The following is a 22,622-nucleotide window of genomic DNA, read 5'->3' as shown; positions in this document are numbered from 1 at the left end:
TACGGCCTGTGACGTGAAGTCCTTCCTGTCGAAATGTGCCTGAAGCAGAACCGGGATATGGTCCGGGTTCTCTACGGGAAACAGGAAGGGAGCGGTTGGTATTACGCTTCGGATTTGGCTGAGCAGTGCGGGGGCGGCGACCGTTCAGGTCATGCGGTTGCTGCGGGAGAACCCCGACGGGGTCGAAGTCACAATTTATGCCAGCAATGTGGATCCGAGTGCGGCCGCTCTCTCGGTGTGTGATGTGTCGGCGATCGAACCTCGGTACGCGAGCAACGAGGAGTACGCGCAGTTCGCGCTCGACTTCTGTCGGATGCACCGCATCGACGTACTCATTCCGCCGCGCCGCCTCGACGCACTCGCGGGCCGGGTGGCGGACTTCGCGGCGGTCGGTACCAGCGTGATGTGTTCGCCGTTGTCGGCGGTCACGGCGCTGACCAGCAAGGTACTCACCTACGAGATCGCCGGTGCCGCAGGCATTCCCGTGCCGCCGTGGCGCGAGGTGAGTGATGCCGACGAGTTCTACGCGGCGGTCGACGAGTTGTCGCTCACCGGGGAGACGCTGTGCGTCAAGCCGAGCGGTGAGTATTCGGCGTTCGGGTTTCGCATCCTGGACGACCGGCCGCTGACCATGGCGAACCTGCGGGTGGCACCACGGCCGGTGGCCACGGTCGAGGCGATCGCGGGGGCGATGCGGCGGGCGGCGCAGGACGGGGAAGCCGTGCTGCCGCTGCTCGTGATGCCCTTTCTCGAAGGCCCGGAGATCAGCATCGATTGTCTCTCGGCTCCGGGAGGCGAACTGCTGATGGGGATTCCGCGGGCCAAGCGGGGGCGTTTCCGGATGCTGCTCGACGATCCCACCGCGGTCGATATCGCGCGTCGGCTCGTGCGGCATTTCGAACTGGCCTATCTGACAAATGTTCAATTGCGTTATCGCGGTGGCGAACCGATGCTTCTCGAGGTGAATCCACGACCCTCGGCGGGTCTGTTCCACACGTCCTTCGCCGATGTGAATCTGCCGTGGGCCGCGGTTCGGCTACTGCTGCAGGGTGATTCGGGACTGCGCAAGCCGCCACGACTCGGCGCCTGTCTCGCCGTGGCGGAAGCGGTCATGGAGGTCGTGCCGCAGTTGGATGGTCACCTGCCCGGTGCGGTGCGCAGGAGTGCGGACCTGGTACCCGGTTGATCGACAGTGGCACAGTGAGTTCGGATCACTCGTCGGTGGTGAACAGTCCACGGTTCATGGCGACGATGACGGCGTGAGTGCGGTCGTTGACGTCGAGTTTGGCGAAGATGCGGAGTAGATGGGTTTTGACGGTGGCTTCGGCGATGACGAGGCGTCTGCCGATCTCGGGGTTGGACAGGCCGTCGGCGACCGCGCCCAGGACCTCGATTTCCCTGGGGGTCAGGGTGATCGGGTCGGGGCGGCGGATGCGGGCGACCAGACGCTCGGCGACGCGGGGCGCGAGGACGGTCTGGCCACGGGCGGCGGAGTGGATGGCATCGACGAGTTGATCGCGGGTGGTGTCCTTGAGGAGGTAGCCGATGGCACCGGCTTCGATGGCGCGTTCGATGTCGACATCGGTGTCGTAGGTGGTGAGGATCAGCACACGGGTTGCAGTGCGGCGCAAGATTTCTCGGGTGGCCGCCACGCCGTCCAGGACCGGCATCCGCAGATCGAGTATCGCTACGTCCGGGGACAGGGATTCGGCGAGGTCGATGGCTCGAGCGCCGTCGTCTGCCTCGCCGACGATCTGGATGGAGGGTTCGGCCTGTAGCAGCGCGACGAGGCCCGCACGCATCACGACGTGATCGTCGGCCAGGATCAGGCGAAGGGGCTCGGTCACGCCAGCTCCGCCCCGGTCGGGAGGAGGGCGAAGATCCTGGTGCCCTCGCCGGGTGAGCTGGTGACGGCGAATTCTCCACCCAACTCGGTGATCCGGTTGCGCATCCCGTTCAGGCCGAAACCGCGGGCATGGTGCGGTGTGAAACCGATGCCGTCGTCGGTGATTTCGAGTTCCAGACCGGCATCGGTGTGCGAGAGAACGATGCCGACGGTGCTCGCCTTCGCGTGCTTGCTCACGTTGGCCAGGGATTCCTGCGTGCAGCGCAGCAGCCCGATTCTCGCGGGTTGGTCGCACACGATGTCAGCGAGTTCGGCGTGCACGGTCAGCCCAGTGTCTTCGACGAATCTATCGAGGACCCGGCGCAGTGTCTGGGCTATCCCACTGCTGTCCGCGGGACTTCCGCCGACCAGAACCCTTGCCTCGGTGAGATTCTCGCGGGCGGTGCGCTCGATCGACAACAGCTGTTTGGCGGTGGCTGCCGGATCGGTGTCGATGCCGTCGCGGGCCGCCTCGGCCAGCACGACGATGGAGGCGAAGCCCTGGGCGAGGGTGTCGTGGATTTCGCGGGCGATCCGTTCGCGTTCCTCGGCCGCGCCTTGCCGCTGGTGGGCGGCGGCGAGATCCGATCGGGTGCGTTCCAGCTCGGCGCCGAGGGCGCGGGTGCGTTCCGCGCCCTGCCTGATCACCTGGTCCATCCACAGCCCGAGCAGGACGCCGCCCGCGTATCCGAGCAGCGTGAAGGTGGCATTGCCAGGGGAGAAGATCGGCCCGGTGAGGTTCCCGACGAGAGTGGCGACCGCCGCCGCGCTGAGGAAGCCGACCGCGCGGCGCGGCGTCGGAGTGTAGATCCAGAACAGCGGAATCGAGACGATGAAGAATGCCGCGCCGCCCTCGAGCAAGATCGCTGTCACGCCCAGGACGGCGACGAGCAGGCAGAGGAAGCTGGTTGCCCCGACGATGCGGTTGCGCGGAGAGGTCGACAGCGCCACATAGCTCGCGGCCACCGCCGTGATCAGGATCCACGTCGAGTATTTCGTCAGATCGGTGCGATCGTGCACCGCGATCACCGGCGGACCGAGGCCGAACAGCACCCAACATCCGGCATACCACCGGCGCAGAATCTGCGTCCGGGTCGGCCTCTGCTCCATTGCGCTCACCCTACTTTCACCGGCTCGGCGATGACGGCGGGGCGGGCGGGCCACCAGGTGCGATCACCCAGCAGCAGCAATACCGCGGGCAGGATCACGATCCGGATCACGAACGCGTCGAGCAGGACCGCCGCCGCGAGGGCGAAGCCCATCTGTTTCATCTCCATGATGTGCAGCGGAACGAAGCTCGCGAACACTGTGACCATGACGAACGCGGCGCTGGTCACCGCGCTCGCCGAACCCCCGACACCCTCGAGCACGGCCTGGCGGGTCGGCAGGCCGGCGCGTGCGAGCTCGCTGATGCGGCTGAGCACGAAAACCTGGTAGTCCATCGACAGTCCGAACAGGATCACGAACAGCAGCAGCGGGACTCGGGAGCCGATCGAGCCGGTCGAATGGAAATCGAGCAGGCCCTCGGCCCAGGTGTGCTGGAAGACGGCGGTCAACAGGCCGAGCGCTGCGCCCGCCGAGAGCAGATTCAGCACCACACCGATCAGTCCGAGGACCACGGAGCGAAATGCCACGACGGTCAGGACGAACGTCACCAGCAGCAACGTCGCGATGATCAGCGGCAGCTTCTGTTCCTGGTGGCGCGGGTAGTCGGCATAGCGAGCGACATCACCGGTCACCGCGTAGTCCACGTCGGAGAGGGCGCCGACGGTTGCCGGTAGGTAGTCCGTGCGGACGGGGAGGTGCGCAGTTCGGTATTGCCCGCGAGGGCAGGATCGGACTCGGCTCGTCGGGCCAGTGCGCGCAGCGCGGCGGTGACATCGTCGGCGCGCGTCGGCTCGGCCGCCACCACGACCTGATGCATCGACTTCAGCTGGGGGAAGGCGGTATTGAGTCGATCGAACGTTTGCATGGCGGGGATGGAGCGTGGATGGGTCTCGCGGCCCCATGTCGGTCAGTTCCAGGCTGAGTAGCGGCGCGGTGAGTGCAAGCATGGCCAGAACCGAGATCGTCAGTGCAACTACCGGGCGTGCGGCGGTCAGTCGCAGCAGGGAACCGGTGAGTCGACCGGTGTTCTCTCGCTTGGGTTCCGAGGGCTTGCGTGCGGCACGCCGCTCGGCTCGATCGGTCAGAACTGTCAGCAGGGCAGGCAGTGCGGTGAGCGAGCTGGCCACCGCGACCAGGGTGACGAGAATCGCGGCGGTCGCGATCGAGGAGAAGACCACGTCGTCGGCGAGATACATCGTCGCGCTGGAGACGGCGACGGCGATACCGGAGACCACCACCGCGCGCCCGGAGGTCGCCGCGGCCAGTTCCACCAGCGCCCGTGAACTGAGCGAGCTGCCCGCGCGGGCCCGCTCCTCGCGCGCCCGTTTCAGATAGAACAGGGTGTAGTCGACACCGACCGCCATCCCGATCAGCAGGATGATGTTGGTGCCGACTCCGTTGTCGGGGAACAGATGTGAGGCGGGCAGCGACAGCCCGATCGCCGCGACGATCGACGATATCGCCAACAGCAACGGCACCAGAGCCATTGCCGCCGAGCGGAATACGACGAGCAAGGTGATCAGGGTGAGCGGCAGTGCGATCAACTCGGTTCTCGCCAGATCGCGCCCGCGCAAGGCTTCGACACCGCTGCTGATGGAGGGGCCGCCGGTCTGCTCGACCCGTAGGTCCGGGTATGCCCGCTGTACCTGATCGGTTTGCTCGCGAAGGGCGGCCACGTGCTTCTTGGCATCGAGTTCCGCACCCGCCATCGTCACGTCGACGCGCATCACTGTGCCGTCGAGTGAATGCACCGGCACGGCAACGGATTCGACCTCGGGCAATGTCAGCATCCGGTCGGTGATCGCTCGAGCGGCACTGTCGGCGGCGGTTCCTCCGCCGGTGATCAGCACCCGTTCGATCGGCACCTGCTGCAGCCCACCCGAGGTCGCGATCGCCTCACCGCGGCCCGCCTCACCGATCCAGAAATCCTCGGTAGCTGCGGGTTTCCCCCCGATTCCGGCGCCGATTCCGACGCAGAACGCGACGAAGACGAACCAGCCGACAATGGCGCGCCACGGATGGCGTGCGCTGGCAACGGCGATCAATACCGAGCGATTTCGCATGTCGTGAATGCTGCTCGGGCGGCCGGTGTTGCCGACAGCATCGACCGGTCGAACTTCGTGTCCACCGATCGGTGGACACCGCGCCGTTTCCTTGTGGATAAGCCTGTAGCCACGCTCTGGAAACGGTGAATTCGGTGGTCCGGAGGTCACTAAGCGGTAACACCGGTTTTCGCGGCGTCACGGCGGGAAAACCGTCGATTTTCGCAGCATGCGGGCTTTTCGAGGGTGACCGTCGAATGCCGAAAGAGACAGTTCCGCGACACCACGGCGCCCGGCGTGATGCTTTCTTGCCTGGAGATTGGCTACTTCACAGCGAACACTGAGAGGGTGCGCAGCTAGGAACAACCGAGTTCACCCGAGGGAAGGATTCCCCTATGTCCGTGAAGATGAGCAAGGCAGCCGCCGCGGCAGCCATCGTTCTGGCTCTTGGCGCTGTCGCCGCTCCTGTGGCCTCTGCTGCCGCGCCTGCGCCGCAGGCATCAGAAGTTGGATCGGTGGGGATCTGCTTCCCGGTGGGCAGCGTGGACATCTGCTTCTGATCGCTCGGATACGAAGTCGACAATGGCGTGGTGCCTACCGATCGGTGGACACCGCGCCATTGTCAGCGGGGGAGCAGTCCGGCCAGCCCCTCGAGAAGTAGGTCGAGGCCGAAGGTGAAATCAGCCGCGCCGGAGTGTGTTCCGGTGATGACGAGGGCGGCCAGCGCGTGCATGTGGGGATGGGTTTCGGTGGGGATCAGCGGAAGGAATCGTTCTGCGGCCGAAGCGTATTCGGAGGGGTCGAGGGGGAAATTGATGGCCTGGACGGTGAAGCCGTAGATGTGGCTGTCCATGGCGTTCCAGGCGCGATCGGCCTGTTCGTAGGTGAAGCCCGCGGTGATCAGGCAGCCGAGGGTGGCGTCGATGTAGCCGAGCATGGCCGGGCCGACGTTGATGCGGGAGCCGAGTAGGCCGGTGGCCCAGCGATGGTTCAGCAGGACCTCGTGGGCAGAGGTGGCGCGGTGGCGGAGTTCGGCCCGCCAGTCGCCGCCCGCCCTGGGGACGTAGATCTCCGCGACCACCAGGTCGATGATGCCGTCGTAGAGGTCGTCCTTGTTGGCGACGTGGTTGTACAGCGACATCGCTTCCACGCCGACGGTCTTGGCGAGGTTGCGCATCGACAGGGCGGCCAGGCCCTGCTGGTCGGCGAGCTCGATGGCGGCACGCAGGACTCGTTCTCTGGTGAGCGGGGTGCGCGGCGGCATGGGGCTCCTGACTGTTTCCTTGACCTACTTACGGCGTAAGTGTAGCGTCTCGCAGTAGAAACTTACGCTGTAAGTGCGAGACGAGGGACAGTTCTCATGACCGATGTGGATACGGCTTCGATGACCGCCTGGATCGCGCCCCGGTACGGCGGGGGTGAGGTGTTGCGGGCCGAGGTCGTGCCGCGACCGATGCCTGGGGATCGGGATGTGGTGGTCCGGGTGCGGGCGGCGTCGCTGTGCAGTGGCGATCTGCATCTACTCAACGGGACGCCGTATCTGCTGCGTCTCGGATTCGGTTTGCGCAGGCCCAAGCATCGGATGATCGGGCAGAACCTGGCGGGCGAGGTGGTCGCCGTCGGTGGTTCGGTGACTGATTTCAGGGTCGGGGATCGGGTCTTCGGTGAGGTTCCCAGCGGCGCGTTCGCGGAGTACGTCTGTGCCGACACGGGTGCGTTCGCCGTTGTGCCCGCTGCGTTGAGCATGGAAGAGGCCGCGGCGATGCCGGATTCGGGCATGACGGCATTGCAGGGCCTGCGCGACATCGGCAAGGTCGGGCCAGGGCGCCGGGTGCTGATCAATGGCGCGTCCGGCGGGGTCGGGAGTTTCGCGGTGCAGATCGCGAAAGTACTCGGCGCGCACGTGACGGCGGTGTGCGGCACCCGGCACATCGAGATGGTGCGCGGAATCGGTGCGGACGTCGTAATCGACTACACCACTGATGATTTCACGCGTACCGATGCGCCCTACGACGTGATCTTCGACCTGGCAGGCAACCGCGAACTCCGGGAGATCCGCCGAGTGCTGGCCGCGGACGGCGTCTTCATCTCCTCTGCCGCCGCGCCGGGCAACAACTGGTTCGGCCCGATCCGATGGCTGGGTCAGGTGGTGCTCACCGACCTGTTCGCGCGGCAGACCCTGAAGGCTCTGCTCATGCGACCCGCTGCCGCCGACCTGGAATACCTGGCCGGGTTGGCTGTCGACGGAAGCTTGCGACCGGTGATCGAGCGACAGTTCCCGTTGTCCGACACGGCATCGGCCATCGCGGCGTTCGAGCAAGGGCATGCGTCGGGAAAGACCGTTCTCGTCGCATGAGCGCCCCCCGTTGTCGTCAGTCGGTGAGTTCTCCGGCGGTGCGCCAGGATTGACGCTCCTCGGCGAAGGCATCGGCTTGGAGCGCGCGGAAGTCGGAGATGGAGTCGTCGTTGTCCGCCAGGAACTTGCGGTAGTCGGCGAGGCGGAAGTCGCCGTCCTCGGTGGTGATGTCCACCTTGCCCGCGGCGAAATCCGCGCGCAGGTCGAGCAATTCCTCCGCCTCTACCGGGTGCCAGCGGATGCGGTCGAAATAGCGCAGGAGCCAAGGGGTTTCGGCGTCGGTCGAGAAGCGGTCCACGCCGGGGCCGGCGGTGCCGGTGGGACGGGCTCGGTGGTTCCAGACCTGGGTGGTGCGGCCGACGAATTGGTAGCCGCCGGGGCCTTCCATGCCGTAGATGCAGAGGTAGGCGCCGCCGATGCCGACCGCGTTCTCAGGGGTCCAGGTGCGGGCCGGGTTGTACTTGGTGGTGACGAGGCGGTGGCGGGGATCGGTGGGGGTGGCCACGGGTGCGCCCAGGTAGACATCCCCGAGTCCGAGGACCAGGTACTCGGCGTCGAAAACGGTCTTGTAGACGTCGTCGACGGAGGGGAGGCCGTTCATGCGGCGGATGAATTCGATGTTCCACGGGCACCACGGGGCGTCGGCGCGGACACCGTGCATGTAGCGGGTGATCGCTTCCCTGGTGGCGGGGTCGTCCCAGGACAGCGGGAGATGGACCGTGCGGCTCGGGACCACCAGTTGGTCGGAATTCGGTAGTTGCGCTTCGGCTTCGGCGAGGAGGTCGAGTAGGCGGGGAATCGGCAGCACGGCCGGGTCGACCCTGATCTGGAGGGAACGGATTCCCGGGGTGAGCTCGATGACGCCACGCAGGCCGATCGCGATGAGGTGCTGGTGCAAGGCGTGCACCCGGGCGCGAAGGCCGAGATCCAAAGTGAGCGTGCCGTATTCGACCAGGACGCCGTCATCGCCTTGTCGTCGGTAGGTCACGCCGGTTTCGTCGTCGACTTCGGTGCGGCGCAGGATGCCGTCGTCGCCGTCGCGGCCTGCTGAGAGGACAGTGCCGAGCGCGGCGCGTCGGCGGGCCGCGAGTTCTGCTGCGGGAGCGGCATGTTCGGAGCGGATGGGAACGAAGCGAACCTTGTCGCCCGGGGTGAGTTGGCCGAGTTTCCAGCGGTCGGCGGCGACTACCGTGACCGGGCAGACGAATCCGCCGAGGCTGGGGCCGTCCGGGCCGAGCAGGATCGGGGTGTCGCCGGTGAAGTCGAGGGCGCCGATGGTGTACGCGTTGTCGTGGATGTTCGACGGGTGCAGGCCCGCTTCGCCGCCGTCGGTGCGGGCCCACTCGGGCTTCGGGCCGATGAGGCGGACGCCGGTGCGATCGGAGTTGAAGTGGACTTCGTAGTCGGTGCCGACGATGGTGTCGAAGTCGTTGCGGGTGAAGAACTCCGGTGCGCCGTGTGGACCTTCTGTGACGGCGAGTTCCCAGCGGTGGGCGAAGGCGGGCTGGTCGGCCATCGGAACGGCGGGGGCGAGGCGGGCCGACGGTGCGCCCAGCGTGAGCGACTCATCGGCGCGTAGGGCGGCACCGGTGCCGCCGCCGAACTTGCCGAGCGTGAATGTCGCCGCGCTGCCGAGGAACTCGTCGACCTCGATGCCGCCCGAGATCAGGATGTAGGTCCGCATGCCGGGGCCACGGATCGCGCCGACATCGAGCACGCCGCCCGCCGGTATCTCGACGGTCCGCCACTGCTCGACCGGGATGCCGTCCACCCGGACATCGGCGACCGCGCCGGTGACACACACCCACGTGGGGGCCGAGAACCGCAATGCGGGGCCGCCCAATGTGCACTCCAGCCCGGCCGCGCCTTCGGGGTTGCCGAGCACTCGGTTGCCGAGGCGGAACGACAGGTCGTCCATCGGGCCGGACGGTGGAACTCCGATGTGCCAGTAGCCGATTCGACCCGGCCAGTCCTGGATGGTGGTCTGCATCCCGGACCGCACGACATCGATGTGCCGCTGCGAAGGGGAAGGCACAACCGTGCTGACGACCGCAGTGTCCGAGGGGGCGGAGGGGGCGGAGGGGGCGGAGGGGGCCGAGGGGGCGTCGTCGATGCAGGTGTCGGTGAGGCTCATCGGGTCACCACCATGCGCACCGGGGTCGGGTCGAAACCGTTGCAGGGGTTGTTGATCTGGGGGCAGTTGGAGACGAGAACCAGGGTGTCGATCTCGGCGCGGAGGGTGAGCTTCTTGCCGGGGGCGGAGAGCCCGTCGACGATGCCGAGAGTGCCATCCGGTTCGACGGGGACGTTCATGAACCAATTGATGTTGGAGACCAGGTCGCGTTTGCCCAGGCCCCATTCGAGGGCGGCGGTGAGGAAGTTCTCCACGCAGGCGTGCTGGTGGCGGGTGTGGTGCCCGTAGCGCAGGGTGTTGGATTCCTGGGAGCAGGCGCCCGCGATGGTGTCGTGGTTGCCGACCTCGTCGGCGACCACCGTCATCAGGGGCGTGCCGCCTTCGGTGCGCAGGATGCTGCCGGTGGTGAGGAAGATATTGCGCTGGGCGGCGACGGTGGCCTGGGCGCTGTAGCGGTCGGTGCGGTCGGCGGCGGAATAGAGCAGGCAGTCGACGGCCTGGTTGCCGTGCAGGTCGATGATGTCGAGGTGGTCGCCCGCGCGGACGATGGCCGACCACGGTGCCTGGGCGGGAACGGTTTCGTCGAGGACGACGGTGCGGGTGGTGGTCATGCCGGAACCTCCGTGTTCAGTGCGGCCGTCCAGGCGGCTTCGGTGTTCTCCACGGCCCGTAGGTATTCGGGGTCGTCGTTGGTGGCGCGGTCGGCGGGGGCGGACCAGGCGAGGAGGTCGAGGTCGCCGGTGGGCCGGTCGTCGAGAGGGTGGGGGGCGTTGGCTACCAGGAGAGTCACCGGCAGGTGGACGATCAGGTCGACGGTGGCGCCCGCGTCGCCGTTGCCGGTCGACTCGATCGCGCCGTTCGGTGCTACGCGAGCGCCGCGGAACAGCGCGATGGAAGGGCCGATGTCGCGGGGTTCGAGGCCCTGTTTGGCGGCGGCGAGATGGAGCTGGTGGCGGCCGTCGGTGGTGGGGCCGCACAGGGTGTCGTGGTGGCCGGAGGTGTCGGTGAGCACGGTCGCCAGGACTCTGCCCTGGTCGGAGAGCAGCGGGTGGCCCGCGCTCAGGTACGCCTGCCAGGGGACCTTCACGGTGTCGGCGACGTTCAGCCGCTCCCACGGTGATTCGGCGCGCAGCAGGAACAGGTGGGCGCAGGTGGTGCCGGCGGGGTCGGTGAGGCGCACTCGGGTGCCGCGGCCGAGGACGACGTTCGCGTAGCCGCCCGAGGGGATGCGTTGTGCGACAACGACCGTGGTGGGATCGATGCCGTGCGGTGTCTCAGGACGCGCCGGGGTCGCTGCCGCGGCCTGGGCTCGCGCGTGGGCGCGGGCGCCGTCGGTGGATTGGGTACTCGTCATCGGTTACTCCTCGGCGAGTGGGTTGACGAACGGGAACGATGGGCGAGCTGGGCGGAGTCGCGAGGCGGGCCCGCGGCGGATGCGTACTCGTCGCACCCGCCGCGAATCCGGATCACGCTGTCGCGGGAGCTATTTCGGCCTCGGGCTCGGTGTCCTTCGGGGTCGCGACCACGAAGCGGTAGACGACCGCGCCGACAGTGAGGATTACGGCTACCGACAGTGGGCCTGCCCAGAGCTGCCACCAGCTGCCGCCCGCGGGGGTGTAGACCTCGGAGCGGGGCCAGGCCAGGTTGATGACCATGGCGATGCCCCACACGACGGCGAGTGCGTTGACCGGGATGCCCCAGCGGCCGAGGTGGAACAGGGTTTTGTCGTCGGGGGCGGGCAAGCCCTGAATGCGGCGGAGCAGCAGCGGCACGGTGACCAGCAGGTAGGCCAGGTACAGGCTGACGATGCAGACGCTGGCCAGGGTGGCGAAGATCGCGGGGTTGCCCAGGTTCAGTACCAGCAGGCCGATGCCGAGAGCGCCGATCGCGACGGCGGGCCAGACGGGGGTGCCGAAGCGGGGGTGCACGGTCGAGAGGGCCTTGGCGAAGGGCAGCTTGCCGTCGCGGGCCATCGAGAACATCAGGCGTGAGCCCGCGGTCTGGATCGCGAGGGTGCAGACGATCACCGCGACCGCGACGCAGCCGAGGAGCACCGAGCCGGCGGGGCTGTTCAGCTTCGAGGTGATGACGTAAGCCAGCCCACCGGTGGACAATTCGCCGTCGGTCAGACTCGGCGCCGCCATCAGCGCGCCCAGCAGCATGAGGCCGCCGCCCAGCGCCGAGACGGCCAGGGCGAGCAGGATGGTGCGAGGCGCGACCTTGCGCGGGTTCTTGGTCTCCTCGGAAAGCTCACCGGCGGAATCGAATCCGACCATCACGTAGGCGGCCATCAGGCCCGAGACCAGGAACGCCGCCCAGTACGGGCCGGGGGTGGCCTGATCGGTCTGGAACACCACATCGGGGCCGCGCTCGGTATTGACGAAGAACAGCGCGATGATCGCCAGCACGCCGACGATCTCGACCGTGACGCCGATCGAATTGATCTTCGACATCAGGTCGATGCCGATCACGTTGATAGTGGTGGTGACGACGAGCAGCGCGCTGCCGAGCAGGACGGCGTTCATCGCGCCGTCGCGGGAGGTGAGCGCGGTGTCGGTGCCGATGAGCTGGAATCCGCTCCAGATCGAGGGCAGGACCACCTGGAGTGCGATGGCGGCCGCGGCGGCGGTGACGACCTGGGCGATCACCATCATCCAACCGGCGAACCAGCCGATCACCCCGCCCGCCAGGCGACGCGACCACTGATAGATACAGCCGGAGATCGGGTACCGAGCGGCGAGCTCGGCGAAGTTCAGCGCGACCAGGAACTGGCCCGCGAACACGAGCGGCCACGTCCAGAAGAAGGCGGCGCCGCCGAACGAATAGCCGAAGCCGAAGAACTGGAAGATCGTGGTGAGGATGGAGACGAACGAGAAACCTGCCGCGAAGGACGCGTAGCGCCCCAGTTTGCGGTGCAGGACCGGTTGATATCCGAAAGCTGCCAGATCGGCGCTGTCGCGGCCGAGTTCAGCTGGGGCGGCGGGGGATTCGAGTGTCGTGGCCATGTCGGTGTCCTTCAGCGGTGCGGCCAATATCTATCAGTCGATAGTTTTGCGCGCCTGATCGCTCGAACGGTGTCGTGCGTGTATCGACTGCGCGGCCCGCGGTAACTTCTGCGTTTCCTGAGTTTCTGTCAAATGACAGAAATTCGACCGCCCGGCATCCTCGCTGGTGAGCTGCCCGCTGCCGTGCAGGTGGTAGCCCGGTGACAGAATCTCCGGTGTGGCGAATCTCGGTCCCGGGCGTCCCCGGCTGGAACAGCGGCGCAGACAGGGAACTACGCCGCGCGCGGAGATCCTCGACGCGGCGGCGGAGCTCTTCACGACCAAGGGGTATGCCAACACCTCGACGCGGGCAGTGGCCGACGCGGTCGGTATCCGCCAGGCTTCGCTGTATCACCACTTCGCGGCCAAGGACGACATCCTCGACGCGCTGCTGGCGGAAACCGTGGCGGGGCCGGTCGAGCTGGCGCAGCGGATGATGACCGAACCGGACGACGCGGTGACCCAGCTGTACGCGCTGGCGCTGTTCGATGTGCGCCAATTACGCACGGCGCGCTGGAATCTGGGTGCGCTGTACCTGCTGCCGGAGTTGCGCACCGAACGTTTCGTCGCGTTCCGGCGTCGTCGGGATGAGCTACGCGGGCACTACGAGCGCCTCGCCGCCGAATCGTCGACGGCTGCCGGTGAAACCGAGGATGCGCGGATTCTGCCGTTTCGGCTGGTCGAGACGGTGATCGCGATCAGGTATGACGAAGGAGCCGTGGGCGTGGACGCCGAGCGCGTCATCCCGGACGGCGTTGTGCGGATCGTCGGGCACCGCGGTGACATCGGTGCGGTGCGTGCCGCGGCGAACGCACTACTCACCCGGCTCGACGAGCTCGGCGGCAGCCCACCTGCATGATGGCCGCCGCCGGATGGCCGGGTCAGCGAGTGGTCGGTGGGGCGATCTGCCAATGCTGCTCGAGCGCACCGGCGATCTCGGGCAGCACGGTGATCGGGATGCGCTTGGCACGCAGCATCTCCCTGATCTCGCTCACCTGTTCGCGCTTGCGCATGTCGTAGGCGCCGGTGACGGGCCGGATCACGGGCGGGATCGACAGCAGCACGAGCTCGTCGGCCGACTCGCCGTCGAGGTCCAACGCCAGAGCCCAACGGGCGTGCTCGTCGAGGGTGAAGCGGCCCGCGACGACGCGGTCCCACAGCACGGTCGACGAGCGGAACGGGGTCCGCGCGTAGATCGCGTGCTCGTGCAGTTCGATCACATCACGGACGAACAGCGCGACGCCCACCGCGAACCCGCCGACCGCCCCGACCAGCAACCCGGTGACCACCCGGTTCACCCCGAACACCGCCAGGAACAACCCGACGACGCCCGTGGTGACCAGGACTCCGATCAAGCAGTAGAACAGGCTCCGCCTGGTGGACACCACACCGGCACGCACGACCGACATGCGGACCTCCCTCTCCAGCTCGCCGGGCCCGATGCTCGCGCCGATCGGCGAATCACGATTCGTGGCTCACCCTAGCGGTGCGCACCGCCGCGGGTTCACGAGCCGAGCGATACCGCCGCCTCCGAGGTATCGACGAGGAAAGTGAAGGTCTCCTGGAAGTAGAGCTGCACGGTCTCGGCGTCGTGACTGAGGTAGCCGATCGACAGGTCCTGACCGAGCGCGAGCTCGAAATCGCCGCCGCGGGTGGTGAGCGCGAAACCGCCGGAAATCGCCGGCGCCCAGATGATCTCGCCTTCGATCAGCCGCTCGATGTGGGTCCGGATCGGGTGACCGTGATCGGAGGTCTCGCTGACCTGGGTGTACAGCTCGGCGCTGAGCACCACCGAGTACGGGCCCTGCACGCCGGCCAGGCGCAGGCCGGTGAGGGCATGCGAGATGGCATCGGGAATGTCGACGACATTGCTCGGGAGGGCGACGGGGGGGTTCGAGGATGCCTCGCGGATACCGGTGATGGCCGCCGCGGCGTAGCTCTCGAAGATCGCCCGGTCTTCGGCGAAGGCGATCTTCTGCGCGGCGTCCTTGAGATTGTCGAAATCGGCGTCGTCCGCTCCACGCGCGATGTCGTCGAGTTCGGCGCGCTGCAGGGTGAACGGCACCCGCAGCTCGATCACCGGTTGGATTACGCGCTGACGGGCCTGCACGCCGTCGTCGGGCGATTCGATCGAGGTGACCCGGCCGAGGTTGCGGGCCGAGAAGTCGAAACCGTGCGGTCCCGACACATCGACCACCCGGCGGCCCGCGATATTGCGCTTGAACGTGCGGGTCGCCTCCTCCTCGATCTGCGACCAGGCTTCGCCGGTGATCGGCGCCAGTTCGCGATGCAGGTTGTTCATTCAGATACTCCTTTTCATCGTGCCGATTGCGAGGGAGCCGTCAGAGCGAGCTTCCGCCGTCGCATTCGCGCGTTCGACGGGGTCGATTTCCGGCAGGGTCGCCGGCTCGATCTCGGTGTCTGCCGCGTCGGGGGCGTCGGGCAGATCATCGAGGAAATCCACGGTGGGAGTGAAGAAGAGGGTGCCGGTGACGGCGAAGGAGAAGTCGAGGATGCGGTCGTAGGCCGCCTCGCCGGTACCGAGGAACATCCGCTCGAGCATGCGTTCGGTGACGCTCGGGGTGGCGGCGTAGCCCACGTAGTAGGTGCCGAACTCGCCGGTGCCGATGGTGCCGAACGGCATGTTGGCGCGCACGATCTGGCGTTCGGTGCCGTCGGGGTCGGTGATGGTGTTCACCGCGACATGCGAGTCGGCGGGTTTCACGTCGTCGGGCAGTTCGTAGTCGGCGAGTTTGGTCCGCCCGATCACCCGCTCCTGTTCCTCGATCGACAGCGCGTTCCACTGGTCGAGCGGGTGGGTGTACTTCTGCACGATCACGTAGCTACCGCCCGTGAACGCAGGGTCCTCGTCGCCGATCAGCGCTGCCGAGACCGCGCCTCGGCCTTCCGGGTTCTCGGTGCCGTCGACGAAGCCGAGCAGGTCGCGCTGTTCGAAGTAGCGGAAGCCGACGGTCTCGTCGACGATGGTCGCCGCGCCTTTGAGGCGAGCGCCGATCACCATGGCGAGTTCGAAGCACGGGCCCTGGGTTTCGCCCCTGATGTGGAAGAACAGGTCGCCCGGGGTGGCCGGTGCGCTGTGGATCGGACCGTTGTAGCCGGGAAACTCGTGCAGCTCAGCGGGTTTCGGGCCGACGAAGAGCCGGTCCCAGGCCGCGGAGCCGATCGAGGTGACGCAGGTCAGTCCTTCACCGGGCACTCGGAAACCGATAGAACGGCGCAATCCGGAGATGTCTGCCAAGAGGTCGCGGACCGCGGATTCGCCACCGGAGTCGATGGTGGCGACAAGGAAGATCGCGGACGGCGTGAGTGGATCGAGGATCGGCTGTGGCTCACCCATGGCCCCCACAGTACGGCTCCACACCGACAGGTTTGATCAACACCTCGCGGTGTTGATCCATTCGGGCGATCGACCTGCTATTTCGCGACGGTCAGCAAAAATGTGACGTCGTCGACGGCTTTGACGCTGTGGCGGGCGCGCGGCACCACGAGGAGATCGCCCGCCGAACCCTTCCATTCGTCGGTGCCGGCGATCAGCACCAGCGTGCCGGAGAGCACCTGGATGGTGGCGTCACCCGCATTGTCGTGTTCGGCCAGGCTCTGGCCTCCGGCCAACGCGACGACCGTCTGGCGCAGCACGTGGGTGTGGCCGCCGATGAGGGTTTGCGAACTGCGGCCACTCGTCGAGGTGGCCGCCAGCTTGAGCTGTTGACGGGCCACCGCGGTCAGCGATTTCTTGTCCATGGATCGGGCCTTTCGCAGGCTTCTCGCGGGCTGGTCTTCGAAGGAGTATGCCCGACACCGCCCACGCGTTCGGGCGTTTTGCCGTGACCGTTAGCCGGGTGTTGTCAGTCCCGGGTGTAGTGGCGAATACGGTAGTGCAGACCGGTTTTCGAGGTCAGCCACGGTGTGTCGACCGCGTGCCATTCCGGGCCGATGACCGGGGCGAAGGCGTCGCCCGCCACAGTGGTGTCCACCTCGGTGACCAGCAGTGTCGTCGCGAGCGGCAGCGCGGCGTGGTAGATCTCGCCGCCACCGGCGACCCAGGTGTCGGTCTCGCCGGTCATGGTCAGCGCGTCGGGCACCGAGGCGGCGCGTTCGGCACCTTCTGTAGCCCAATCAGTCTGGCGGGTGACTACGATATTGCGGCGGCCCGACAGCGGACGAAAACTTGCCGGGAGCGAATCCCATGTCCGTCTGCCCATGATCACCGGGTGGCCCATGGTGGTGTCGCGAAAATTGGCCATGTCCTCGGGCACGCGCCACGGAATCGTGTTGTCGACGCCGATTACACCGTTGTTCGCCTGTGCCCAGATCAGGCCGATCATCTTCACACCGCCACCGGCGCCTTGATGCCGGGGTGATGTTTGTAGTCGGACACCTCGATGTCTTCGTAGGCGTAATCGAACAGGCTCGTCGCCGGGCGCAGGTGCAGCGTCGGGAACGGGTAGGGCTCGCGGGTGAGCTGCTCGCGGACCTGGTCGACGTGGTTGTCGTAGATGTGCACGTCGCCGCCGGTCCAGATGAACTCGCCCGGCTCGAGCTCGGTCTGCTGGGCGACCATCAGGGTGAGCAGGGCGTAGCTGGCGATATTGAACGGCACACCGAGGAAAAGGTCGGCGCTGCGCTGGTACAGCTGGCAGGACAGTTTGCCGTCGGCGACGTAGAACTGGAAGAAGGCGTGGCAGGGGGCGAGGGCCATCTTGTCCAGGTCGGCCACGTTCCAGGCCGAGACGATCATCCGGCGCGAATCGGGGTCGGTGCGCAGGGTGTGCAGGACCTGGGCGATCTGGTCGATGTGGGTGCCGTCGGGGGTCGGCCACGAGCGCCACTGCACGCCGTAGACGGGACCGAGTTCACCCTTGGCGTCGGCCCATTCGTCCCAGATGGTCACGCCGTGTTCGCGCAGCCAGGAGACATTGGAATCGCCGCGTAGGAACCACAGCAGTTCGTAGGCGATGGATTTCATGTGGACCCGCTTGGTGGTGATCAGCGGGAAGGACTCGGCCAGGTCGTAGCGCAGTTGGTGACCGAAGATGCTGCGGGTTCCGGTGCCGGTGCGATCGGCCTTGGGCGTGCCTTGCTCCAGAACGTGCCGGAGCAGATCCTCGTACTGCGTATCAGGGGTGGCCACGTCTTGTGATTCTACGGGGGTGGGCTCGGCGGATCGGCACCTGGCAAGCTCTTCGGCTATGCGCAAGCTCTACGTGATCGGCATCGGTGCGGGAGACCCCGACCAGGTGACGGTGCAGGCGGTCAAGGCCATGCGAAAGGCCGAGGCCTTCTTCGTGATCGGCAAGGGCGCCGAGAAGCAGGAACTCGTCGACGTCCGCACCACGATCTTGGCCGAGCACGTGGACACGCCACATCGGATCATCGAGATCGCCGATCCGCCGCGCGAGCGCACCCCGGCGGACTACGCCGGCGTCGTCGTGGACTGGCACGAACGGCGCTCCGAGCTCCTCGAAGCCGCGTTCGACCAGGTAGACGGCATCGGCGCGATCCTCGTGTGGGGGGATCCGGCGCTCTACGACAGCACCTTGCGGATGGTCGAGCACGTGCTGGCACGGGGGCGCGCCGACTTCGACTACGAGGTGATCCCCGGCGTCACCAGCATCGCCGCGCTGGCAGCGCGCCACCGCATGGTGCTGCACCGGATCGGCGAACCCGTCCACGTCACGACCGGGCGCCGACTGCGCGAAGAAGGGCTCGGTCTGGGCTCGACCGTGGTGATGCTCGACGGTGAATGCTCGTTCACCGAAGTTCGCGGCGACGATATCCACATTTGGTGGGGTGCCTATCTCGGCATGCCCGACGAAACGCTGATCGAAGGAAATCTGCGCGAGGTCGAACGCGATATCGTGGCCCGCCGCGCGGAACTGCGCGCGGAAAAGGGCTGGATCATGGACGTATATCTGCTCCGCGCCGGCTGACGGATCCCGCGCCGATCCGCAAGAGATCGCTAAACTGGCAACCGTGCCCGAGCTGCCGGAAATAGAGGCGTTGGCGCAGTTCCTTCGGGATCATGCCGTCGGCGCTGTGGTCGGCCGTGTGGATGTAGCGGCCCTGAGCGCGGTGAAGACCTTCGATCCGCCGGTGACCGCGTTGTCCGGCCGAGATGTCACCGGTGCCGGGCGGTGGGGGAAATTCCTCGGTATGGATTGTGGCGGACTGTGGTTGATCACCCATCTGTCGCGCGGTGGGTGGTTGCGCTGGATCGATGAGCCGAATCCGTTGCCGCCGAAGCCGGGTGGAAAGAGTCCGCTGGCGCTGCGCGTGCATTTCTTCACGCCAGAGGGAGCCACACCCGCGATCGACTTGACCGAGGCGGGCACCAAGAAACGGCTGGCGGTGTATGTCGTCGAGGATCCGGAGCTGGTGCCGGGCATCGCGCGGCTCGGACCGGACGCGCTCGGACTGACCGAGGACGAATTCGCCGCGCTGCTGAAAAGCACCTCGCAGCGGATCAAGACCGCGATCGTGGATCAGACCCTGATCGCCGGGATCGGCAATGCCTATTCCGACGAGATCCTGCACACCGCGAAGATATCCCCGTTCGCGAACACCAAATCGATGTCGGCGGAGACGGTTTCGCAGCTGTACACCGCGATGCGCACGGTTCTGCTCGACGCGGTCGATCGGTCGGTGGGTCAGGACGCGGCCCGGTTGAAGGGCGAGAAGCGTTCGGGCATGCGGGTTCACGCCAGAACCGGACAGCCGTGCCCCGTGTGCGGGGACACCGTGCGCGAGGTGTCCTACGCGGAGCGCTCGTTCCAGTACTGCGCCACCTGCCAGACCGGCGGCAAGGTGCTCGCCGACCGGCGGATGTCGCGACTGCTCAAATAGTCTTCTCGCGCCAGGCTTCCAGCAGGCGGAGCCAGAATTCGCTCACGGCGGGGAAGGCGGGCACCGCGTGCCACAGCGTGTCCAGCGGCACCTGTCCGACTATCGCGATGGTGGCCGCGTGCAGTTGCTCGCCCATGTCGGGGCCGACGAAGGTGGCACCGAGAATGCGATCGGCCGCGGTGTCGACGACGAGCTTGGCGCGACCGTGGAAGTCGTCACGCGAGAGCGCGGAACCCGCGACGGCGATATCGAGCTCGACCGTGTCCACCGCGAATCCGGCGGTGCGCGCCTCGTGTTCGGTGAGGCCGACGGACGCGAGTTCCGGTGCGGTGTAGACGACTTGGGGCACCTGCTGGTGGTCGGCGCTCGCGGTGAACCGAGTGCCGTCGAGTGCCCTGCCCTCGGCGCGGGCGGCGATCACGTCACCGCACACTCTGGCCTGGTACTTGCCCATATGTGTCAGTGCCACCCGGTGATTCACGTCGCCGACGGCGTAGAGCCACTCGCCGGGAACCTCGCGCGCGGTGAGCTGGTCGTCGACCTCGATGTATCCCGCGGGCAGGCCGACGGCGTCGAGGCCGAGAGTCGAGGTGGCGGGGGTGCGGCCGGTGGCGGCGACGAGTTCGTCGACCTCGAGTTCGCCGTCGTCGAGCACCAGGGTGACCGGACCGCCGTGGATGTGGCCCACGCCGGTGTCTTCGGGGTCGCGGCGCGAGACCAGCAGCGGTTCGGTATGGAACCGCACCGTGACGATTCCGGTGTCGCGCAAGCCACGCAGGACCAGCTCCGAGGCGAACGGCTCGCTGCGTGGCAGCAGGCGGTCGCCCCGGACCAGCAGGGTCACCTCCTCGGCGCCGAGTTCGGCCAGCCAGGTCGCCGTTTCGCAGGCGACGACACCCCCGCCGATGATGGCGACCCGGCGCGGGACGACGGTCAGGTTGGTCGCATCACGTGAGGTCCACGCCAGGGCCTCGCGCACGCCCTGGATGTCCGGAATGGTGGCGGTGGTGCCGGTCGCGATGACCACCGCGTGCCGGGCGCGCAAGACCTTGACGCCGTCGTCGGTGTCGACCTCGACGAGTCGTTCGCCGATCAGGCGACCCGCGCCGCGGACGGGATCGACGCCTGCCGATTTCGCCCAGTCGACCTGGGAGCTGTCGTCGTGGTTGTGTACGAAGCTGTCGCGGCGGGCGAGCACATCGGCCACCTGCGGGCCGCTCGCGCTCACCCCCGGCATCGACTCGCCGAGGCCGAGTACGGCGCCGGGGCGTAGCAGCGCCTTGCTGGGGATGCACGCCCAGTAGCTGCACTCGCCGCCGAACAGCTCCCGCTCGACGAGGGCGGCGGTGCGGTCGCTGCCCGCGATGGCGTAGGCGGCGGCGTTCTCACCCGCCGGTCCCGCGCCGATGACGATGACGTCGTATTCGACCTCGGTCACTGCAGGTAGCCCTCGACCTCACGGGGGGAACGCAGCCCGGTGTCCTCGGGAGATTCACCGGAGCCGCTGCGAGCACGTCTCTGCCGCAACAGATCCCAAGCCTGATCGAGCATCACTTCCAGCTCGGCCAGCTGCTTGCGTTCGGCTACCGGGTCGATCTCGCCCGCGGTGGCCTTGGCTCGCAGCGCGTGCTCGTCGTCGACCAGCTCCTTGATCCGCGCCAGAATGTCCTGATCGGTCATGTGCTCACCTCTTCGATAGTCGCCAGGGGTAGTGCCGGTTCCTGGTCCATGCTACGACCGCGCAGGGTCGACTATCCGCGAGATGCTTCGGCGAGGCAGTCGGCCGCGATAGGCACGGCGCGGGCGAGGTCGGCGCTGTTGAGGGCGGTGTAGCCGATGGCGACGCCGAAGTGGTGCGGTTCGGCGAGATGGTGGCGAGCCAGGCCGTCGAGCAGGACACCGCGTGCGCGGGCGGCGTCGACGGCGTGGCGTTCGGCGTCGGAGCCGGGGAGTTCGACGACTACGTGCGAGCCCGCGTCGTCACCGATGACGGGTAGGCCGTGGCGGGCGAGTTCGTCGACGACCATGGCGCGTCGAGGCGGCACGACCCGGCGAAGTCGGCGCAGGTGCCGGGACAGGTCGCCGTGGCGGGCGAATTCGCTGAGGATCCGTTGCCCGGCCGGGCTCGGGGAACTGCCGATCTCGGCGCGATGGGCGAGTACGGCGTCGGTGATGTCGGGACGGGCGACGAGCCAGCCGACGCCGAGGGTGGTCGCGATGATCTTGCTGGTGGTGCCGAGATGCACCACGACGTCGGGTGCCATCGAAGCCAGCAGCGGCAGTGGGGCTGTGTCGTAACGCAATTCGCCGTCGTAGTCGTCTTCGATGATGAAAGTTCCGGTTCTTCTGGCGAATTCGATGAGCTCGACCCGGCGGCCGGCGGGCATCATCGCACCGAGCGGGAACTGGTGTGCCGGTGTGCAATACACCGCGCGGACACCGTCCGGGATCAGGTCGACCCGCAAACCGTCGGCGTCTACGGGCACCGGGACAGCCTCGATGCCCGCGGCTCGGAGCGCGCCGACGGCACGCAGGTAGCCGGGATCCTCGATGGCGACCCGATCACCGGGCCGAAGCAGCGCGGTAGCCAGCTCACCCACCGCCGCGCTGGTCCCCGCGGTGGCCATGACCACCGATCCGGCCCCGGCGGCCAGCCCGCGATGGCGCAGGAGGTGATCGGCGACCGCCGCGAGGAAGTCCGGTTCGCCCGCGCGGTTCTTGCGGGCCTCGGGCGCCTGATCGCCTGCCGCGCGCCAGGCGCGCCGCCACGCGGCGGAGTCGACCGCTTCGGCGCACGGTGCTCCGGGGCCGAGATCGAGCAGGCCCGCGTCGGGATCGGCGCCGTGGTCGGTCTCGGTGCTCGGCGGTGCGGTGGCCGGGGCGGTGCTCAAGTAGGTGCCGGAGCCGTGCCTGCCGGTCAGCCAGCCTTCCGCGTGCAACTGGTCATAGGCACCCGCCACCACGGCCCGGCTCACCCCGAGCTGCTGTGCCAGTGCGCGCGAAGACGGCAAACGGTCGCCGACGCGCAGCACCCGGTCGGTCGCCGCGACCCGCAGGGCGTCGGCCACCTGCACCGAGAGTGGTTCGGGGGCAGTTCGGTCGAGGGGAATCGGAAGGTCGTCGAGCATCGTCCACCTCGAATTGGCCTGTTGAAATTCGATTGAATTGGACCTACACACGGTCCACTTCT

23 protein-coding genes are annotated in these 22,622 nt (G+C 67.3%); 6 read left to right on the top strand and 17 right to left on the bottom strand.

Annotated elements, in window-relative coordinates; all coding sequences use genetic code 11:
* The first annotated feature begins 55 nt into the window (after positions 1-55).
* Positions 56-1,186 (top strand): ATP-grasp domain-containing protein, encoded by a 1,131-nt coding sequence (locus IBJ82_RS16470; RefSeq protein WP_370585368.1) that lies wholly within the window; start codon positions 56-58, stop codon positions 1,184-1,186.
* 25 nt (positions 1,187-1,211) lie between these two features.
* On the opposite strand, the gene IBJ82_RS16465 is transcribed toward IBJ82_RS16470, so the two are convergent.
* The 3 genes from IBJ82_RS16465 to IBJ82_RS16455 are packed head-to-tail and all read right to left on the bottom strand — an operon-like array spanning position 1,212 to position 5,055.
* Positions 1,212-1,847 carry a response regulator gene (locus tag IBJ82_RS16465; protein WP_370585340.1) on the bottom strand — a complete coding sequence of 212 codons (636 nt, stop codon included), beginning with the start codon at positions 1,845-1,847 and terminating at the stop codon, positions 1,212-1,214.
* Positions 1,844-2,995 (bottom strand): sensor histidine kinase, encoded by a 1,152-nt coding sequence (locus IBJ82_RS16460; protein ID WP_194826764.1) that lies wholly within the window; start codon positions 2,993-2,995, stop codon positions 1,844-1,846. The genes IBJ82_RS16465 and IBJ82_RS16460 overlap by 4 nt, the downstream gene beginning before the upstream one ends.
* A 5-nt stretch (positions 2,996-3,000) precedes the next feature.
* Positions 3,001-5,055 (bottom strand): MMPL family transporter, encoded by a 2,055-nt coding sequence (locus IBJ82_RS16455; protein ID WP_228537154.1) that lies wholly within the window; start codon positions 5,053-5,055, stop codon positions 3,001-3,003.
* A gap of 374 nt (positions 5,056-5,429) precedes the next feature.
* On the opposite strand from IBJ82_RS16455, the gene IBJ82_RS16450 reads away from it, so the two are divergent.
* Positions 5,430-5,594, top strand: a complete 165-nt coding sequence (locus IBJ82_RS16450) for a hypothetical protein (protein WP_194826763.1) — start codon at positions 5,430-5,432, stop codon at positions 5,592-5,594.
* Positions 5,595-5,656: 62 nt separating this feature from the next.
* On the opposite strand, the gene IBJ82_RS16445 is transcribed toward IBJ82_RS16450, so the two are convergent.
* Positions 5,657-6,298 carry a TetR/AcrR family transcriptional regulator gene (locus tag IBJ82_RS16445; protein ID WP_194826762.1) on the bottom strand — a complete coding sequence of 214 codons (642 nt, stop codon included), beginning with the start codon at positions 6,296-6,298 and terminating at the stop codon, positions 5,657-5,659.
* A gap of 96 nt (positions 6,299-6,394) precedes the next feature.
* Here IBJ82_RS16445 and IBJ82_RS16440 point away from each other — a divergent pair, with 96 nt between their 5' ends.
* A complete protein-coding gene (locus IBJ82_RS16440) occupies positions 6,395-7,390 on the top strand; it encodes an NAD(P)-dependent alcohol dehydrogenase (protein WP_228537153.1) in 996 nt (331 codons plus the stop codon).
* A gap of 16 nt (positions 7,391-7,406) precedes the next feature.
* Here IBJ82_RS16440 and IBJ82_RS16435 read toward each other — a convergent pair whose 3' ends face one another.
* From IBJ82_RS16435 to IBJ82_RS16420, 4 genes are all read right to left on the bottom strand, one after another.
* Positions 7,407-9,524 carry a 5-oxoprolinase/urea amidolyase family protein gene (locus IBJ82_RS16435; RefSeq protein WP_228537152.1) on the bottom strand — a complete coding sequence of 706 codons (2,118 nt, stop codon included), beginning with the start codon at positions 9,522-9,524 and terminating at the stop codon, positions 7,407-7,409.
* Entirely contained in the window at positions 9,521-10,135 is a 615-nt protein-coding gene (locus IBJ82_RS16430) for an urea amidolyase associated protein UAAP2 (protein WP_194826761.1), read from the bottom strand. Before IBJ82_RS16430 ends, IBJ82_RS16435 begins: the two co-directional genes overlap by 4 nt.
* On the bottom strand, positions 10,132-10,878 hold the full coding sequence (locus IBJ82_RS16425) for a DUF1989 domain-containing protein (RefSeq protein WP_194826760.1): 747 nt from the start codon (positions 10,876-10,878) through the stop codon (positions 10,132-10,134). The genes IBJ82_RS16430 and IBJ82_RS16425 overlap by 4 nt, the downstream gene beginning before the upstream one ends.
* A 112-nt stretch (positions 10,879-10,990) precedes the next feature.
* Entirely contained in the window at positions 10,991-12,529 is a 1,539-nt protein-coding gene (locus IBJ82_RS16420; RefSeq protein WP_194826759.1) for an amino acid permease, read from the bottom strand.
* Between the two features lie 217 nt (positions 12,530-12,746).
* Between IBJ82_RS16420 and IBJ82_RS16415 the strand changes: the two genes are divergently transcribed.
* Positions 12,747-13,427 carry a TetR/AcrR family transcriptional regulator gene (locus IBJ82_RS16415; RefSeq protein WP_194826758.1) on the top strand — a complete coding sequence of 227 codons (681 nt, stop codon included), beginning with the start codon at positions 12,747-12,749 and terminating at the stop codon, positions 13,425-13,427.
* Between the two features lie 22 nt (positions 13,428-13,449).
* On the opposite strand, the gene IBJ82_RS16410 is transcribed toward IBJ82_RS16415, so the two are convergent.
* The 6 genes from IBJ82_RS16410 to IBJ82_RS16385 form a co-directional block, all read right to left on the bottom strand.
* Positions 13,450-13,977: a hypothetical protein gene (locus tag IBJ82_RS16410; protein ID WP_194826757.1), complete on the bottom strand. Its 528-nt coding sequence runs from the start codon at positions 13,975-13,977 to the stop codon at positions 13,450-13,452.
* A gap of 95 nt (positions 13,978-14,072) precedes the next feature.
* On the bottom strand, positions 14,073-14,870 hold the full coding sequence (locus tag IBJ82_RS16405; RefSeq protein WP_194826756.1) for a family 1 encapsulin nanocompartment shell protein: 798 nt from the start codon (positions 14,868-14,870) through the stop codon (positions 14,073-14,075).
* A complete protein-coding gene (locus tag IBJ82_RS16400; protein WP_194826755.1) occupies positions 14,871-15,926 on the bottom strand; it encodes a Dyp-type peroxidase in 1,056 nt (351 codons plus the stop codon).
* A gap of 77 nt (positions 15,927-16,003) precedes the next feature.
* Positions 16,004-16,330: a cupin domain-containing protein gene (locus IBJ82_RS16395; RefSeq protein ID WP_194826754.1), complete on the bottom strand. Its 327-nt coding sequence runs from the start codon at positions 16,328-16,330 to the stop codon at positions 16,004-16,006.
* Positions 16,331-16,434: 104 nt separating this feature from the next.
* Positions 16,435-16,914, bottom strand: coding sequence for a dihydrofolate reductase (locus IBJ82_RS16390; protein ID WP_194826753.1), 480 nt, complete (start codon positions 16,912-16,914; stop codon positions 16,435-16,437).
* A 2-nt stretch (positions 16,915-16,916) separates the two neighbouring features.
* Positions 16,917-17,720, bottom strand: a complete 804-nt coding sequence (locus tag IBJ82_RS16385) for a thymidylate synthase (protein ID WP_194826752.1) — start codon at positions 17,718-17,720, stop codon at positions 16,917-16,919.
* Positions 17,721-17,778: 58 nt separating this feature from the next.
* On the opposite strand from IBJ82_RS16385, the gene cobF reads away from it, so the two are divergent.
* Positions 17,779-18,519 (top strand): precorrin-6A synthase (deacetylating), encoded by a 741-nt coding sequence (cobF, locus tag IBJ82_RS16380; protein ID WP_194826751.1) that lies wholly within the window; start codon positions 17,779-17,781, stop codon positions 18,517-18,519.
* A gap of 43 nt (positions 18,520-18,562) precedes the next feature.
* Positions 18,563-19,432, top strand: a complete 870-nt coding sequence (locus tag IBJ82_RS16375) for an Fpg/Nei family DNA glycosylase (protein ID WP_194826750.1) — start codon at positions 18,563-18,565, stop codon at positions 19,430-19,432.
* Here the strand turns inward: IBJ82_RS16375 and IBJ82_RS16370 are convergent.
* The 3 genes from IBJ82_RS16370 to IBJ82_RS16360 form a co-directional block, all read right to left on the bottom strand.
* Complete coding sequence (locus IBJ82_RS16370; RefSeq protein WP_194826749.1) at positions 19,425-20,870, bottom strand: NAD(P)/FAD-dependent oxidoreductase; 1,446 nt, start codon at positions 20,868-20,870, stop codon at positions 19,425-19,427. The genes IBJ82_RS16375 and IBJ82_RS16370 overlap by 8 nt on opposite strands.
* Positions 20,867-21,112 carry a DUF2630 family protein gene (locus IBJ82_RS16365; RefSeq protein WP_194826748.1) on the bottom strand — a complete coding sequence of 82 codons (246 nt, stop codon included), beginning with the start codon at positions 21,110-21,112 and terminating at the stop codon, positions 20,867-20,869. The genes IBJ82_RS16370 and IBJ82_RS16365 overlap by 4 nt, the downstream gene beginning before the upstream one ends.
* Before the next feature lie 71 nt (positions 21,113-21,183).
* Positions 21,184-22,560 (bottom strand): PLP-dependent aminotransferase family protein, encoded by a 1,377-nt coding sequence (locus tag IBJ82_RS16360; RefSeq protein ID WP_194826747.1) that lies wholly within the window; start codon positions 22,558-22,560, stop codon positions 21,184-21,186.
* Between the last annotated feature and the right edge of the window lie 62 nt (positions 22,561-22,622).

The sequence above is a fragment of the Nocardia sp. XZ_19_231 genome (genome assembly GCF_015355705.1).
Taxonomy (GTDB): domain Bacteria; phylum Actinomycetota; class Actinomycetes; order Mycobacteriales; family Mycobacteriaceae; genus Nocardia; species Nocardia salmonicida.
Note: the sequence above shows the minus strand (reverse complement) of the source record. Positions and strands in the feature narration are given on the sequence as shown.

Coding starts and splice junctions, on each gene's coding strand:
- IBJ82_RS16430 (WP_194826761.1), bottom strand. CDS start 10,135: ATGACCACCACCCGCACCGTCGTCCTCGACGAAACCGTTCCCGCCCAG.
- IBJ82_RS16390 (WP_194826753.1), bottom strand. CDS start 16,914: ATGATCGGCCTGATCTGGGCACAGGCGAACAACGGTGTAATCGGCGTC.
- IBJ82_RS16395 (WP_194826754.1), bottom strand. CDS start 16,330: ATGGACAAGAAATCGCTGACCGCGGTGGCCCGTCAACAGCTCAAGCTG.
- IBJ82_RS16440 (WP_228537153.1), top strand. CDS start 6,395: ATGACCGATGTGGATACGGCTTCGATGACCGCCTGGATCGCGCCCCGG.
- IBJ82_RS16445 (WP_194826762.1), bottom strand. CDS start 6,298: ATGCCGCCGCGCACCCCGCTCACCAGAGAACGAGTCCTGCGTGCCGCC.
- IBJ82_RS16455 (WP_228537154.1), bottom strand. CDS start 5,055: ATGCGAAATCGCTCGGTATTGATCGCCGTTGCCAGCGCACGCCATCCG.
- IBJ82_RS16360 (WP_194826747.1), bottom strand. CDS start 22,560: ATGCTCGACGACCTTCCGATTCCCCTCGACCGAACTGCCCCCGAACCA.
- IBJ82_RS16400 (WP_194826755.1), bottom strand. CDS start 15,926: ATGGGTGAGCCACAGCCGATCCTCGATCCACTCACGCCGTCCGCGATC.
- IBJ82_RS16435 (WP_228537152.1), bottom strand. CDS start 9,524: ATGAGCCTCACCGACACCTGCATCGACGACGCCCCCTCGGCCCCCTCC.
- IBJ82_RS16410 (WP_194826757.1), bottom strand. CDS start 13,977: ATGTCGGTCGTGCGTGCCGGTGTGGTGTCCACCAGGCGGAGCCTGTTC.
- IBJ82_RS16365 (WP_194826748.1), bottom strand. CDS start 21,112: ATGACCGATCAGGACATTCTGGCGCGGATCAAGGAGCTGGTCGACGAC.
- IBJ82_RS16450 (WP_194826763.1), top strand. CDS start 5,430: ATGTCCGTGAAGATGAGCAAGGCAGCCGCCGCGGCAGCCATCGTTCTG.
- cobF (WP_194826751.1), top strand. CDS start 17,779: ATGCGCAAGCTCTACGTGATCGGCATCGGTGCGGGAGACCCCGACCAG.
- IBJ82_RS16405 (WP_194826756.1), bottom strand. CDS start 14,870: ATGAACAACCTGCATCGCGAACTGGCGCCGATCACCGGCGAAGCCTGG.
- IBJ82_RS16425 (WP_194826760.1), bottom strand. CDS start 10,878: ATGACGAGTACCCAATCCACCGACGGCGCCCGCGCCCACGCGCGAGCC.
- IBJ82_RS16460 (WP_194826764.1), bottom strand. CDS start 2,995: ATGGAGCAGAGGCCGACCCGGACGCAGATTCTGCGCCGGTGGTATGCC.
- IBJ82_RS16420 (WP_194826759.1), bottom strand. CDS start 12,529: ATGGCCACGACACTCGAATCCCCCGCCGCCCCAGCTGAACTCGGCCGC.